The sequence below is a fragment of the Arenibacter sp. P308M17 genome (assembly GCF_003426735.1).
Classification (GTDB): domain Bacteria; phylum Bacteroidota; class Bacteroidia; order Flavobacteriales; family Flavobacteriaceae; genus Arenibacter.
Window position 1 is genome coordinate 187,471 of sequence record NZ_QVON01000006.1, and the last position, 14,692, is coordinate 202,162.

General features: G+C 40.3%; 12 protein-coding genes. 6 read left to right on the forward strand and 6 right to left on the reverse strand.

Translation table 11 applies throughout. From position 1 onward, the window contains the following. Nucleotides 1-11: 11 nt before the first annotated feature. Nucleotides 12-2,753, forward strand: a complete 2,742-nt coding sequence (locus D0S24_RS15290; protein ID WP_117020693.1) for an AsmA-like C-terminal region-containing protein — start codon at nucleotides 12-14, stop codon at nucleotides 2,751-2,753. Between the two features lie 84 nt (nucleotides 2,754-2,837). Here D0S24_RS15290 and D0S24_RS15295 read toward each other — a convergent pair whose 3' ends face one another. Beyond that, on the reverse strand, nucleotides 2,838-3,716 hold the full coding sequence (locus D0S24_RS15295; RefSeq protein ID WP_117020694.1) for a MerR family transcriptional regulator: 879 nt from the start codon (nucleotides 3,714-3,716) through the stop codon (nucleotides 2,838-2,840). A gap of 150 nt (nucleotides 3,717-3,866) precedes the next feature. On the opposite strand from D0S24_RS15295, the gene D0S24_RS15300 reads away from it, so the two are divergent. The 3 genes from D0S24_RS15300 to D0S24_RS21160 all read left to right on the forward strand — a co-directional run bounded on the left by D0S24_RS15300 (nucleotide 3,867) and on the right by D0S24_RS21160 (nucleotide 6,541). Beyond that, entirely contained in the window at nucleotides 3,867-5,399 is a 1,533-nt protein-coding gene (locus tag D0S24_RS15300) for a fasciclin domain-containing protein (RefSeq protein WP_117020695.1), read from the forward strand. Between the two features lie 112 nt (nucleotides 5,400-5,511). Next, complete coding sequence (locus D0S24_RS15305; protein WP_117020696.1) at nucleotides 5,512-6,348, forward strand: phytoene/squalene synthase family protein; 837 nt, start codon at nucleotides 5,512-5,514, stop codon at nucleotides 6,346-6,348. Between the two features lie 43 nt (nucleotides 6,349-6,391). Further along, nucleotides 6,392-6,541 (forward strand): hypothetical protein, encoded by a 150-nt coding sequence (locus tag D0S24_RS21160; protein WP_181938116.1) that lies wholly within the window; start codon nucleotides 6,392-6,394, stop codon nucleotides 6,539-6,541. On the opposite strand, the gene D0S24_RS15310 is transcribed toward D0S24_RS21160, so the two are convergent. Together D0S24_RS15310 and D0S24_RS15315 are read right to left on the reverse strand one after the other, a co-directional pair. After that, entirely contained in the window at nucleotides 6,538-7,860 is a 1,323-nt protein-coding gene (locus D0S24_RS15310) for a deoxyribodipyrimidine photo-lyase (RefSeq protein ID WP_117020697.1), read from the reverse strand. The two genes, D0S24_RS21160 and D0S24_RS15310, sit on opposite strands and share 4 nt — an antisense overlap. A gap of 172 nt (nucleotides 7,861-8,032) precedes the next feature. Next, entirely contained in the window at nucleotides 8,033-8,827 is a 795-nt protein-coding gene (locus D0S24_RS15315; protein WP_117020698.1) for a DUF2797 domain-containing protein, read from the reverse strand. A gap of 149 nt (nucleotides 8,828-8,976) precedes the next feature. Here D0S24_RS15315 and D0S24_RS15320 point away from each other — a divergent pair, with 149 nt between their 5' ends. Together D0S24_RS15320 and D0S24_RS15325 are read left to right on the forward strand one after the other, a co-directional pair. Beyond that, complete coding sequence (locus D0S24_RS15320; protein ID WP_117020699.1) at nucleotides 8,977-10,491, forward strand: GH3 auxin-responsive promoter family protein; 1,515 nt, start codon at nucleotides 8,977-8,979, stop codon at nucleotides 10,489-10,491. Nucleotides 10,492-10,565: 74 nt separating this feature from the next. Beyond that, a complete protein-coding gene (locus D0S24_RS15325; protein WP_117020700.1) occupies nucleotides 10,566-11,114 on the forward strand; it encodes a hypothetical protein in 549 nt (182 codons plus the stop codon). A gap of 53 nt (nucleotides 11,115-11,167) precedes the next feature. Here the strand turns inward: D0S24_RS15325 and clpX are convergent, their stop codons facing one another. From clpX to tig, 3 genes are all read right to left on the reverse strand, one after another. Beyond that, nucleotides 11,168-12,403 (reverse strand): ATP-dependent Clp protease ATP-binding subunit ClpX, encoded by a 1,236-nt coding sequence (gene clpX / locus D0S24_RS15330; protein ID WP_117020701.1) that lies wholly within the window; start codon nucleotides 12,401-12,403, stop codon nucleotides 11,168-11,170. A 97-nt stretch (nucleotides 12,404-12,500) separates the two neighbouring features. Next, the gene (gene clpP, locus D0S24_RS15335) at nucleotides 12,501-13,181 is read right to left on the reverse strand and encodes an ATP-dependent Clp endopeptidase proteolytic subunit ClpP (RefSeq protein WP_117020702.1); all 681 of its coding nucleotides are present in this window, start codon (nucleotides 13,179-13,181) and stop codon (nucleotides 12,501-12,503) included. 141 nt (nucleotides 13,182-13,322) lie between these two features. Beyond that, entirely contained in the window at nucleotides 13,323-14,645 is a 1,323-nt protein-coding gene (gene tig, locus D0S24_RS15340; protein WP_117020861.1) for a trigger factor, read from the reverse strand. Between the last annotated feature and the right edge of the window lie 47 nt (nucleotides 14,646-14,692).

A 14,692-nucleotide genomic window follows, 5' to 3' on the forward strand; every position in this document is an offset into this window, starting at 1 on the left:
AATATAAAGGTTTGAAAAATAAAATTTTAAAGATTGTTGGAGGTGTGGTTTTGGTGATAGTTTTATTGCTGATCGCAACCCCATTTTTCTTAAAGGGTAAAATTGCCGATATAATCAAGAATAAGGTAAATAATAGTATTAATGCCAGCTTCGATTTTTCCGATGCGGATTTAAGTCTGTTCAGAAGTTTTCCCAATGCGTCCGTAACCTTGGATAACATTACCTTAATAAATAAGGCTCCCTTTGAAGGCGATACCTTATTTGCATCGGATAAGGTACGTTTGGATATGTCCATAAGGGAGCTCTTCAAGGAGGCCAAAGAACCTATTGCCATAAAAAGCCTAATACTGGATCGCCCACGGCTAAACATAAAGGTGGACAAGGATGAAAATGCCAACTATGATATCGCTAACGGGGATAGTTCTATACCAGATGCCCCGGCCGACACGGATTCCTCTGAAAGCGGTTTCAATCTATCTATGGAGTCTTACGCAATCAATAATGCATTGATAATGTATAACGACCATTCCAGCGGTATGTCCTTTGTCATTTCTGAAATGAACCATAACGGTCAGGGAGATCTTTCCCTGGATAAATCGGAATTGGATACGAAAACCAGTGGTCTGGTTTCTTTTGTCATGGACAGTACCCAATATCTCAACAAGAATCCGGTTCAATTGAAGGCCCTTATAGGGGTAGATCTTAACGAAAATAAATATTCCTTTTTAAAGAACGAGGCCATAGTAAATCAATTGGCCTTGGTATTTGACGGGTTTGTGAAATTGAACGAGGACGACCAGGAGGTAAACATTAGCTTTAAAACACCTTCGTCCGATTTTAAAAACTTTTTGGCCGTGATCCCAGAAGTATATTCAAAAGATATAGCACAGGTGTCCACCACTGGAAATTTTACGGTGGCAGGCGAGTTTAAGGGCATAGTTGACGATGATCATATTCCCCAATTCAAAATAGATATCAACTCGGAGAATGCCTCCTTTAAGTATCCAGATCTGCCCAAAGCGGTCCGAAATGTATATATTGATACCGAAATTTCAAATAGTACCGGTATAACGGAAGATACCTTTGTCGATATCCGAAAGTTATCTTTTATGATTGATGAGGACAAGTTTAATATGGTGGCCAAAATAAGCGACCTTATGGGGAACACCAAGGTAAATGCCCATATAGATGGAAAAATGAATCTTGCCAATATTTCCAAGGCGTATCCGGTTCCGGCCGATTTAAATTTAAAGGGGATTTTAGTTGCGGATATTTCTACGGCCTTTGATATGGCATCCATAGAAAAAAAGAAGTATGAAAATACCAAAACTTCCGGGGACTTAAAATTGAGCGATTTTGAGTATAAGTCCGATGAATTTCCAAACCCCATTATCTTAAAAAGTACTTCGGTAACATTTAATCCTACTACCGTAACCCTGAACAGCCTGGCAGGAGCTACCGGAAAGACCGATTTTGATGCCTCAGGGTCTATCAACAACCTGTTGGGATTTATGTTCAACAATGAAAACATAGAGGGCAACTTCAATCTTAGTTCCAACACCTTTGCAGTGAACGATTTTATGATGGCGGAAGCTGCTGAAGTAAGTGGTGATGTAAATGGGTCATCCCCCATTTCCACGGAGGAGAAAATAAAGATACCTTCCTTTTTGGATTGTACCATAAATGCCACTGCCAATACCGTGATTTATGACAATCTTACTTTAAAGGATGTAAAGGGAACACTCGTAATAAGGGATGAGAAAGCCATACTGTCCAATATGACATCTTCTATCTTTGATGGTAAATTGGCTCTTAATGGAGAGGTGTCCACCAAAGGGGCCACACCAACCTTTGCCATGAAATTGGGAATGGAAAGCTTTAAGATTGCCGAGACCTTTAAGGCTTTGGAAATGTTCAGGACATTGGCGCCAATAGCTAGGATACTACAGGGGACCCTAAATTCCGATGTACAGTTGTCCGGAAGTTTAAAGGACGATTTTACTCCCAATTTAAATACCATTTCAGGAAATTTATTGGCTGAATTATTGACCGATAAAATAGATGCGGAAAGTGCACCTTTGCTTACAGAGTTGGATAACAAATTGAATTTTCTGAATCTTGAAAAATTGAATTTGAAGGACCTGAAAACAACATTGTCCTTTGAGGACGGAGTGGTAAAGGTAAAGCCGTTTACCATTAAATATCAGGATTTTGCCATTAATGTTGCCGGTAGCCATACCTTCGATCAAAAACTGAATTATGCGGCCACTATTGAAGTACCCGCCAAGTATTTGGGAAAGGATATCAACAACATAATAGCAAGGATCGATGAAAACTCCTTGGAAAATTTAACCATCCCGGTTACGGCCAATATTGGAGGGGGCTATACCAGTCCCACCGTGACTACGGACCTAACTTCGGGAATCAAAAATCTAACGGCCCAACTGGTGGAGATTGAAAAGCAAAAATTGATTGCCAAGGGCAAGGACAAGGCCAAGGACATTATTGGCGATCTTATTGCCAAGAACCAGAAGGCCACAGACTCTACCAAGAAGGAAAATGAGGAAAAAACCATGGATGTCATAGGGGGGCTTTTAGGGGCTGCCACAAAAAAAACGGATTCTACCGCAAAGGTGGATACCGCAACTACGGCTAAAAAGGAAGCACAGAAGGATGTGGCCAAAAAAATATTGGGTGGCCTTTTGGGTAAAAAGAAGGAAGCCACAGAAACAAAAAAAGATAGTGCCCAATAATGTATGTTACTTAAAACGAAGCATAGGACAGGTAAATTTTAGGGAATAATTTTCGCTTTCAACATAGATAATGGAAAACCCATATTAAGATGTGGTCAATTCCTTCTCCAGAACTACAATTAAATCCGTCGGACTCTCTAGGTAGATCAACAAATCATTATTCTTAATTGGAGAATTAAGGGGATTACCGGAAAAGAGAAGTGGTGTCTGGGTTTCCGAGGATAGTTTAATAATTTTTTCCTCAATTACGGATGGGGTCGTGGTAACAAAAAAGGTTAGAAAATAATTGGGCTTTACCAAGTTTGCCATAGTTTTTAAGTTGTCATGGGGTACATTTTGCCCAAGATAGTAGACCCGCCATCCTAATTTTTTGGCAATAAAACAAGCCAATAAAAGGCCAATTTCATGATTTTCACCTTCAGCCAAGAACATGATGATCCGTGGGGCATTCTTTGGTGCGATGGGCAGTAAATCTATGGCCGAACATATTTTTTGCCGAATTAGGTTGGATACAAAATGCTCCTGCGCGGGCATAATTTTATTGATGCCCCATAGTACGCCCACTTTGTGTAGAAAGGGATAGATCACCTCAGTAAAGGTGTTTAAAATACCATTCTTTAATATATGGGATTTGATAATGTTGTCAAACTCCTGTTCATCCAAATTGATCATGCTCAATACAAGGGCCTTCACCTCGGCATCCTGATCGGACCCGATCAAGGCTTCTGCAACCATCTTATGGATTTCTTCGTCCGTCATCTGGCCTATGGCGGATAAACGAACACCTTGTCCCCTTAAAATACTTATGTTTAATAGTTTCTTTAATTGGGCGTCGGAATAGAACCGGATATTGGTATCTGTTCTTTCAGGTATCAAAAAGTCGTATCTGCTTTCCCATTTTCTTAAGGTATGTGAATTTATACCTGTTAGGGAAACAATCTGCGCCATGGAATACCTGCTCATATCAACGTCCAATTAATTACTAGGTAAAGTTAAACAAAAAATTGAACGAAGAAGGTTTAAAATATTTTTTGTCTAATAAAATTTAATAATAGTTGGACAAAATGAAATTATTATTATATTTGTCTAAGTATTAACCTAAAAAAATTAGACATGAAAAAATTTGGCATTTATTTTTTGGCATTTTTCAGTTCATTGTTACTTTTTGTTTCCTGTAGCAATGATGATGATAATGACATGATTGAAGAGCCCACATTGGTGAATATTGTGGAAACTGCTCAGGAAACGGACATTTTAAGTAGTTTGGTGGCTGCCTTGGTCAAGGCGGATGAAAATGAGGACTCGGATTTAATAGGTGCCTTGAGCGGTAACGGACCTTTTACTGTTTTTGCACCGACCAATGGTGCATTTACTTCACTTTTTGCCAGTCTGGATGGATTTGATAGTTTAAGCGACTTTGATACTCCCGAGAAAAGGGAGATCCTTGCCACTATTTTAAAGTACCATGTGGTGGTTGGAGCGGCCGCTACTTCCAGTTCTCTTTCCAATGGTCAGGAATTTACTACCCTTCAGGGTGAAAAGCTTACAGTTAGGATAGATGGCGATGTCTATATTCAGGATCCGACCGATACGGATGCAAAAGTAGGTCCTGCAGATGTATTGGCTTCCAATGGTATAGTTCATGTAATCGATAAAGTTTTGGTACCCCAGGAAGTTTTGGATGCCCTTAATCCGGAACCGACACCAAATATTGTAGAACTGGCCATGGATACCGAGTTTCTATCCTCCTTGGTGGGAGCCTTGGTACAGGCCGATGCCGGATTGGTGGATCTGTTGCAGACCGACGGTCCCTTTACCGTGTTCGCGCCCACCGATACCGCCTTTGCGGCCCTATTGGATGCATTGGGTGACGGTTACAATAGCTTGGCCGATTTTGACACTGCCGAGGAAAAGGCCTTGTTGGCACAGATCTTAAAATATCATGTGGTTGCCGGAACAGCTGCCTATTCTACGGACCTTTCCGATGGACAAATGGTAGAGACCGCCCAGGGCGAATCCGTAACGGTTAGTTTAACGGGCGGAGTCTTCATACAGGATAAGACCGATGTGGATGCGGCCGTGGCCCCGGCAGATATCGCCGCCAGCAACGGGGTGGTACATGTGATCGATAAGGTGTTATTGCCACAGGAAGCCTTGGATGCCCTAATGCCAACACCTAATATTGTGGAACTGGCCATGGATACCGAGTTTCTATCCTCATTGGTAGGTGCCTTGGTGCAGGCCGATGCCGGATTGGTGGATCTGTTGCAGACCGATGGTCCCTTTACCGTGTTCGCACCCACCGATACCGCCTTTGCGGCCCTATTGGATGCATTGGGTGACGGTTACAACAGCTTGGCCGATTTCGACACTACCGAGGAAAAGGCCTTGTTGGCACAGATCTTAAAATATCATGTGGTTGCCGGAGCAGCTGCGTATTCTACGGACCTGTCCGATGGACAAATGGTAGAGACCGCCCAGGGCGAATCCGTAACGGTAAGTTTAACGGGCGGAGTCTTCATACAGGATAAGACCGATGTGGATGCGGCCGTGGCCCCGGCAGATATTGCCGCCAGTAACGGGGTGGTACATGTAGTTGATAAAGTATTGTTGCCACAGGAAGCAATTGATGCCCTATTGCACTAGATCTGGCGCATTTTAGTTTGGTTACCGAAACTGACGGCCATTAATTGGTCGTCGGTTTCTTTTCAATAGGACATTTTATTATGATCCATTAAATAATTAAAGACTTCATATTTTGAAAGCACTCTTCGACTCTTCCAGTTTAAAGTGTAGTAAATTGGTTACCCGTACCTATAGTACTTCATTTTCTTTGGGAATTAGATTGTTCGCACCCAAAATAAGACCGGCAATTTATGCCATTTATGGATTTGTGCGGTATGCGGATGAGATTGTGGATTCTTTTCACAACTATGATCAGGAGGAATTACTGACCGAATTTATACAGGAATATAAACGGTCCTTGAAAAGAAAGATTAGTCTAAATCCAATTATCAATTCCTTTCAGGCCGTGGTCCATGAATTTGGACTTCATGAATATGCCGATATTTTTTTAGAGCGGATGCAGTATGATCTTGAAATTTCTGAATATACGACCAAGGAGGCTTATGAAAATTATATCTACGGATCGGCCGATGTGGTTGGTCTTATGTGCTTAAGGGTGTTTGTGGATAATGACAATGAGAAGTTCAATTCCCTTCAATCTTCGGCCAGGTATCTGGGCTCCGCTTTTCAGAAAGTTAATTTTTTGAGGGATATAAAGCAGGATATGGAAAACTTGGGCAGGTCCTATTTTCCCAATGTGCATCATAAAAAATTGACGGATGAAGTGAAAAAGGAAATCATCGTGGACATTGAACAAGATTTTGGGAAGGCCTATCAAGGATTGATCCAATTGCCTATAGAAAGCAGATTGGGGGTCTACATAGCTTATAAATACTATTCCAAACTTCTAAAAAAACTAAAACACACCGAATCCGAAAAATTAATGAACGCCAGGATCCATATATCCAATCCTATGAAAATGCTGATATTGGCCAAGGGATATGTGAGATATAAGCTAAATGTTATTTAAGTAAAGCAGATCCATTAACAATAATTGACCAAAAAAATAGTAAATGGAAATAGTAGTGTACATTTTAACAACATTGTTAACTTTTATGATGATGGAAGTAATTACCTGGCGTACCCAAAAATTGGCGGTACACGGTTTTTTTGGGACTTTGCATACCGACCATCATAAGCCCAAAATGTACCCCTATTTTTAGGACCCGATTCCAATTTTATACGCTTTTAAAGCTCTTTCCCTGGCAAATTTATGCTCAACTATGGGGTCCGGGTATTTAAAAGTGTCAAATTCAGGAATCCACTTTCTTACATATTTGTAATCTTTGTCGAACTTTTGTTGTTGTGATAAAGGGTTAAAAACCCTAAAATAGGGAGCGGCATCACATCCTGTTCCCGCCGCCCATTGCCAGTTTCCATTGTTGGAGGACAGTTCATAATCCAATAATTTTTTGGCAAAATAACTTTCTCCCCACCTCCAGTCGATCAATAAATGTTTGCACAGGAATCCAGCTGTGATCATCCTTACCCGGTTATGCATAAATCCAGTATTGTTCAGCTGCCTCATACCGGCATCCACCATGGGGTATCCGGTTTTACCTTGGCACCAGAGTTCAAATTCCTCCTTGTTGTTTCTCCATTGGATATTATCGTATTTGGGCCTAAAATTTTGGGTGACCACCTTAGGGAAGTGAAATAGGATTTGCATAAAGAATTCCCTCCAGATCAATTCACTCATAAAAACCTCATGTTTTTTATCTATCCGGGCAATTACCTGTCTAATACTTATGGTTCCGAATCTTAAATGGGGACTTAGATAACTGGTAATGTCCTCGTAAGGAAAATCCCTTTGTTCCCCATAAATGTCTAGCTTGGTCAGGTCAAAGTCCGGCACTGGAATATCCGATTTTTTAAACCCAATATCTTCCAAAGTTATGGTGGCATAATCTCCTTTGTGAAGGTTGTTCAGCTTGAGTTTCTTGGGTTGAATGGCATTTATCTCCTGAAATTTGGAGAGCCATTGATTCTTATAGGGGGTAAAAACGGTATAGGGTTCCCCATCGCTTTTTACAATTTCATTTTCCTCGAATATTACCTGATCTTTAAAACTTAGAAAGGGGATATTCTTATTTGTAAGAATTTCTGCAATTTCCTTATCCCTGCCAATGGCATACGGCTCGTAGTCGCGATTGGTGAATACGGCGGCAATATTATATTTTAAAATTAAAGCCTTCCAAATGGTTACCGGCTCCCCATACAGGCATATAATGTCGGACCCATGGTCCTTTAGACCCTCTTTTATCCTTTGAATTGATCTATGGATGAAATTAACCCTGGCGTCATCTTCGGCCAGTTCGTTTAAAATGTGTCGGTCAAATATAAATAGGGGCAGCACGGGAATATCCTTGTCCAATGCTGCTGTCAGTGCCGTGTTGTCTTCTATCCTAAGATCGCGTCTAAACCAAAATATAGCAATTGGGGTTTGGTCATTGGACGGGGTAGGAATGTGTTCTGTACTCATATTGGACGCTTTTGTATGCATAGGAAAAAATGATTGTCATTAAAGATATCGGGCTTTGGACCCAAATGGATTTGGAGGGGTGAAGAAGCTGGTCTTCTTGTCCTGTTCGGTATACAACTTCATGGATATCCTAAACATATACTGTGCGGGGCAAACGATTCCCTCTTGCCTTCTAGTTTACTTCTAAACTAACCACGTATCCTTCACTTCCCCTAACATTAAAGACCGTACTGTCCTCAAAGATTAGATACTGCCCTTTAATACCTTTTAAGATTCCACTGTATATAGGTGTTTTATCCAAATTAAGACTCTTTACCTTTTTGGGATACTGAAGCACCGGAAACGCCAGTTGGGTTTCTGAATTACTTTCAATGTAATATGTTGCAGCCTCTTCCGGAATGTATTTTTTTAATTTATTTCTATATTCCACAAGATCTTCATCCTGAATATCGTTAGTCAACATTTTACGCCAATTGGTCTTGTCGCCAATGTGTTCCTTTAAGGCAACTTCGGTAAGGCCGGCCAAATAACGATTTGGCACTTCAACAATCTCTATGGCCTCATGGGCCCCTTGATCTATCCATCTAGTGGGCACCTGCGATTTACGGGTAACGCCCACTTTGATATTACTGGAATTGGCAAGATAAACGATATGAGGCTGTATTTGAACCTTTTTTTCATATTCCAGATCACGGTCTTCCTTGTCCAGATGTGCCTTGCTCAATTCGGGCCGCATGATCCAATCCCCGGCCGTAGGAATTTCATAAAAACAGGTTTTACAGAAACCTTGTCTATGAATTGGGCGATCAAGGCCACAATTAAGACATTGGTATTTTATAAATGAAATGGTAAGTCCCTTGTTCAATACCTGGTTCAGGTTTAAAAAGTCGCCCTCAAATATGAGGTAATATTGTATGGGGTCCGCGAATTCGGTCTGCATTTTTCTTAAAACTCCTTGATACTGCATATTTTTTCTGCTTAGGGTAAAATCAATTTGAATATGAATCCAATTAAAGCTATTTTTAGCCGATTTAACTTAGCGTTTATATAATAAATTCTTTGATGGGCACTTTACTCATAAAAACTTGCTATAAAAAGCTATAAAGATACCTAAAAATGCCAATAACATTATTCAATTCCATTGCTTCTTGGCTGTTGAAAAAGCGATATCACCAGATAGAACTTTTTTTAAAGTATCCTGAGGAGGTGCAGAACGAAGTATTGCACCAGTTATTGGCCTTTGCTGAAGATACCGAGATGGGAAGGAAGTACGATTTTGAATCCATAGCCAGCTATGAAACCTTTGCAGAGCGGGTTCCTATAGTTTCCTATGAGGAGGTAGAGCCTATGATAGAACGGTCCAGAAGGGGGGAACAGAACATCTTTTGGCCAACGACCATTAAATGGTTCGCAAAGAGTAGTGGTACTACCAACGCCAAGAGCAAGTTTATTCCTGTAAGTTCCGAAGCTTTGGAAGATTGCCATTATAAATCCAGTAAGGATCTACTCTGCCTATATTTGAACAACAATGAGAATTCCCAGTTGTTTACGGGCAAGAGTTTACGATTGGGAGGGAGTAAGGAGCTATATCAGGATAATGGTACTGTTTTTGGGGATCTTTCCGCAATTCTAATAGATAATATGCCATTTTGGGCAGAACTGAGCAGTACCCCTAGCAATAAGGTTTCCCTAATGAGCGAATGGGAGTCCAAGTTACAGGCCATTATTAGGGAAAGTGTTCAGGAAAATGTGACCAGCCTGGCCGGGGTGCCTTCTTGGATGTTGGTACTCTTGAACAATGTGCTGGAACAAACGGGAAAAGAGCATCTTTTTCAGGTATGGGCCAATTTGGAAGTATATTTTCATGGTGGGGTAAGTTTTAACCCTTATAAGGACCAATATTCCAGACTCTTGCCGAGGAAGAACTTTAACTATTATGAAATATACAATGCTTCCGAAGGATTTTTTGCCATTCAGGATAGAAATAATGCGGACGATCTTTTACTGATGCTGGATTATGGGATTTTCTATGAATTTATCCCCATGGAAACCTATGGTACCAGTGGGCAGGTAGCCCTCCCGTTATGGAAGGTTACGGTAAATAGGAACTATGCGGTAGTAATTACGACCAATGCAGGTCTTTGGAGGTATAAAATAGGGGATACGGTTAGGTTTACCTCCATCAATCCCTATAGGATCAAGATTACCGGGAGAACAAAACATCATATCAATGTATTCGGGGAGGAGCTGATCATAGAGAATGCTGAAGAGGCCTTAAAGACCATTTGTAAAAAAACGGGTTCCGAAATTAAGGACTATACGGTGGCTCCGATATTTATGGAAGGTAAGGAAAAAGGTGCCCATGAGTGGATTATAGAGTTTAGAAAGGCTCCCGAGGAACTGGCCTATTTTACCGAGATTCTTGATAACGCCCTTAAATCCTTGAACTCGGACTATGAGGCCAAACGTTATAACAACATTACTTTAAAACTTCCCAAAGTGCATATTGCCCGGGAGAACCTATTTTATGATTGGCTAAAATCAAAAGATAAATTGGGAGGGCAGCATAAAATTCCAAGATTGTCCAATAAAAGGGATTATATCGAGGAATTGCTTCAGATGAACAAATAAATGTGATTTAACCGGTCAATATGTTCAAATTAGTGGCATCAAATGTTTCCCATTAACTATTTATACTTTTTATTATGGCGAATAGATTAGTAATATTGTCCGATATGTGGGGTTCTAAAAAAGGGCTATGGATAACCTCTTATTTGGGTTACTTGCAACAATATTATGATATTACATTTTATGATTGTCAGCATTTGGCCAATATAAGTTTGGAGGTAAATTCTCCAGAAAATGTCCACAAGGAATTTATTGATGGGGGAGTGGAAACCGCTGTGGCACATTTGCTTAAAAGGGAAACGGAGCCCAGCCATTATTTAACCTTTGGGATTGGTGGCTGCATAGCATGGAAGGCTGCCCTTAAAGGCTTGCCCTTAAAAACATTATATACTATCTCCAGTACAAGACTACGTTTTGAGAGCGAAAGACCGGCAGCAGGAAATATTCAACTCCTTTATGGGCAAAATGATGAGTTTAGGCCTTCAACTACTTGGTCCGATCAAATTGGTGTGGAGGTTGAGGTTGTAGCGGGTTTTGGACATGAACTCTATACAGATGAAAAAATAATCAGTAAGGTTTGCCAAGACTTATTGGCCAAGGTGATGCAAAAACAGTATGTGGCTTAACACCTAAATATAGAAAACAAAATATAGAGTTTATAAAAGTTAAAAGCAGTCCCTTAAGAGACTGCTTTTAACTTTTTAATAGTTTCAAAGGATAATTTTTCTTCGGCATAAGGTTTGGTTACCTTAAATTCCGTTTCGTTCGTACTGGGAAATTCGAACATGGCATCGGTAAAAATGGCTTCGCATAGGGAGCGTAATCCCCTTGCTCCCAATTTATATTCTATGGCCTTGTCCACAATATAATCCATTGCTTGTTCGGTTATCTTAAAGGAAATTCCATCCATCTTGAACAATTTTTCATATTGCTTGATGATGGCATTCTTGGGCTCTGTTAAAATGGCCCTTAAGGTTTCCTTGTCCAGAGGGTTCATATAGGTAAGTACCGGTAGTCTACCAATAATCTCGGGTATTAATCCAAAATCCTTTAAATCTTTGGGTACAATGTACTGCAGAATATTTTCGTTGTCTACTTTCTCTTCGGCCTTTGAAGCGCTATACCCTACTGCCTGCATGTTCAGCCTTTTGGTAATGTGTCTTTCAATTCCATCAAAGGCACCTCCGGCAATGAACAGGATATTTTCTGTGTTTACTTCTATAAATTTTTGATCCGGGTGCTTTCTGCCACCTTTGGGAGGTACATTTACTATTGTTCCTTCCAAAAGTTTAAGAAGCCCTTGTTGGACACCTTCCCCGGATACATCACGTGTAATGGACGGATTGTCGCTTTTGCGCGCGATTTTATCAATTTCATCTATAAAGACAATACCGCGTTCTGCTTTTTCCAAATTGTAATCAGCCGCCTGTAGCAATCGGGTAAGTATACTTTCCACATCCTCTCCAACATAACCGGCTTCCGTTAGTACCGTTGCATCAACAATGGCCAAAGGAACATTCAGCATCTTGGCAATCGTTTTGGCCATAAGGGTCTTACCGGTACCGGTCTGGCCCACCATAACAATATTGCTCTTTTGGATTTCTATATCGTCATCCTTGCTTTTTGGTTGTAGAAGTCGCTTGTAATGGTTGTAAACGGCAACGGACATTACTTTTTTGGTGCGATCCTGACCAATGATAAAGGTGTCCAAAAATTCCTTGATATCCAAAGGTTTTTTCAAGGTTAGTTCGGAGGAAAGGTCGTTGTTTTTGGTCTGCTTGGATTCTTCGGCAACAATACCGTGCGCCTGCTCTATACAACGATCACAGATATGCGCATCAAGGCCTGCGATCAATAAATTGGTTTCTGGTTTCTTTCTACCACAAAAAGAGCATTCTAAATTTTCTTTTGCCATATCATTTTATCACTTTCAATAATAGTAACGAAATAATCCACAATTAGGGGTATCCGCGTGGTACGCAACCCGGATTTTTCGAATCTTTTAATTTTCCCTAATCTTTGTCCCTTACCAAGATTTCGTCGATCATGCCATAATCCTTGGCTTCTTTTGCTTTCATCCAGTAATCCCTGTCACTATCGTCACTTACTTTTTCAAGGGCCTGTCCGGAATGATGTGCAATGATTTGGTACAATTCATCCTTAAGTTTAAGGATTTCCCTGGCCGTAATTTCAATATCACTGGCCTGTCCTTGTGCCCCGCCAAGAGGTTGGTGGATCATTACCCTGGAGTGGGTCAATCCGCTACGCTTGCCTTTTTCACCGGCACATAGGAGCACGGCGGCCATAGAGGCCGCCATTCCGGTGCATATGGTGGCCACATCGGGTTTTATGAACTGCATGGTGTCATAGATTCCCAAACCGGCATAAACACTTCCTCCAGGCGAATTGATATATATCTGTATGTCCTTGGAGGCATCCGTACTTTCCAAAAATAATAACTGTGCCTGCACAATATTGGCAACCTGGTCATTGATCCCTGTTCCAAGAAAAATGATCCTGTCCATCATCAAGCGTGAAAAAACATCCATTGCCACTGCGTTCAGCTGTCTTTCTTCAATAATGTTCGGAGTAAGGTTGGTGGGGTACATATTGCTCAAAATAGTATCGTAATACATGCTATTTATTCCCTGATGTTTAATAGCATAGTTTTTGAATTCTTTCCCGTAATCCATATTTATATCAATAGTTATATAAGATAAAAAAAGTGTCGAAAATAAAATCTTCGACACTGTAAATATACTTATTTTTAGTGAAACTATATTTTATTGGCTCCTATCGTAGCGTATTTAAAAGTTGGCCCCAACTAATTTTAATTAGCCGTAAACTTCCTTAACAAAGTCTTCGTAGGTAACTTCTTTCAATTTCAAATTCGCCTTTTCTTTATAAAGGGTCAAAAGCTTTTGGCTCATCAATTGTTCCGATAGGCGTTTTACCTCCTCTTGGTTTGAAAGTACCCTTGCTGCAATATTATCCAACTCCTCCTCTTTGGGATTCAACTGTCCAAATTGTGCCATTTGCTGTTTGATAAAGCCCTTTGCAAATTCTTTTAGCTCATCAAACTGTATCTGAATACCATTTTCATGTATAATTTTACCTTCTATTAGTTGATAGCGCAGACCTTTTTCCGATTTTTCAAACTCTTCGTTCGCTTCTTCCTCTGTCAATTGTTTTTCACCGGTCATCTGGATCCATTTGGTCAAGAATTCCGTAGGAAGGTCAAATTTGATGTTGTCTATAAAATGTTCGGTAACATCATTTAACAGCTTCTGGTCGGATTGTTGCTCAAATTGCTTTTCAGAATCTTCCTTGATACGTTCTTTAAGTTCCTTTTCGGAGGTAACCACATCCTTCCCGAACAACTTGTCAAAAAGTTCCTGATCTAATTTTGCAGGTTCCTTCTCATTGATTTCCTCTATGGTGAAAGTAACTTCGATATCCAATTTTTCGGATTTTTCACCATCGATACCTAAGGAACTGCCCAATAGGTAATCTTCTTTGAACAAGCCTTTTGTATTCAAGGTAACCACATCGCCCACTTTTTTGCCCAAAAGGCTTTCAAGTGCTTTTTTACTTTTTATTTTCTCGATCTCGATAACGGTCTTGTGGTCTATTTCCTCTGCCCCGTTCGTGAAAACACCATTTACTTCATCCTTTTTCCCTATTTCCTTCTTGCTGATCAACTTTCCGTATTGCTTCTGAATACGCTCTACCTGCTCATCGATCATTTTCTTGTCGGCAATGATCTTGTAGTGCGTTATGGCTTTTTTCGACTTAAGGTCTACATTGAAATTAGGGGCAAGTCCCAATTCAAATTCAAATGCAAATTCCTCGGAATCCCAATTAAAGTTATCCTGTTGTTTGGGAAGCGGATTTCCCAGAACATCCAGTTTTTCTTCCGTAAGATATTTGTTTAGATTGTCCTGTAATAGTTTATTTACCTCATCTACCAAAACGGCCTTTCCATATTGCTTCTTGATCAATCCCATAGGCACCTGACCTTTTCTGAAACCTGGTATGTTGGCCTGTTTTCTGTAGTCCTTTAAGATTGTTTCTACCTTATCGAAGTAATCGTCCTTGGTTACCGCAACTTTTACTACTGCATTTAATTCGTCAATCTGCTCTTTAGTGATGTTCATTTCTATATCTAATTTTGCTAAAATAAAATGGGATGCAAAAGTAGTAT

What these genes read in the sequence shown, in the direction of transcription:
- D0S24_RS15315 (WP_117020698.1), bottom strand. Translation starts at nt 8,827, where the DNA reads ATGCAGTATCAAGGAGTTTTAAGAAAAATGCAGACCGAATTCGCGGAC.
- clpX (WP_117020701.1), bottom strand. Translation starts at nt 12,403, where the DNA reads ATGGCAAAAGAAAATTTAGAATGCTCTTTTTGTGGTAGAAAGAAACCA.
- D0S24_RS15295 (WP_117020694.1), bottom strand. Translation starts at nt 3,716, where the DNA reads ATGAGCAGGTATTCCATGGCGCAGATTGTTTCCCTAACAGGTATAAAT.
- D0S24_RS15300 (WP_117020695.1), top strand. Translation starts at nt 3,867, where the DNA reads ATGAAAAAATTTGGCATTTATTTTTTGGCATTTTTCAGTTCATTGTTA.
- D0S24_RS21160 (WP_181938116.1), top strand. Translation starts at nt 6,392, where the DNA reads ATGGAAATAGTAGTGTACATTTTAACAACATTGTTAACTTTTATGATG.
- clpP (WP_117020702.1), bottom strand. Translation starts at nt 13,181, where the DNA reads ATGGATTACGGGAAAGAATTCAAAAACTATGCTATTAAACATCAGGGA.
- D0S24_RS15320 (WP_117020699.1), top strand. Translation starts at nt 8,977, where the DNA reads ATGCCAATAACATTATTCAATTCCATTGCTTCTTGGCTGTTGAAAAAG.
- D0S24_RS15310 (WP_117020697.1), bottom strand. Translation starts at nt 7,860, where the DNA reads ATGAGTACAGAACACATTCCTACCCCGTCCAATGACCAAACCCCAATT.
- D0S24_RS15325 (WP_117020700.1), top strand. Translation starts at nt 10,566, where the DNA reads ATGGCGAATAGATTAGTAATATTGTCCGATATGTGGGGTTCTAAAAAA.
- tig (WP_117020861.1), bottom strand. Translation starts at nt 14,645, where the DNA reads ATGAACATCACTAAAGAGCAGATTGACGAATTAAATGCAGTAGTAAAA.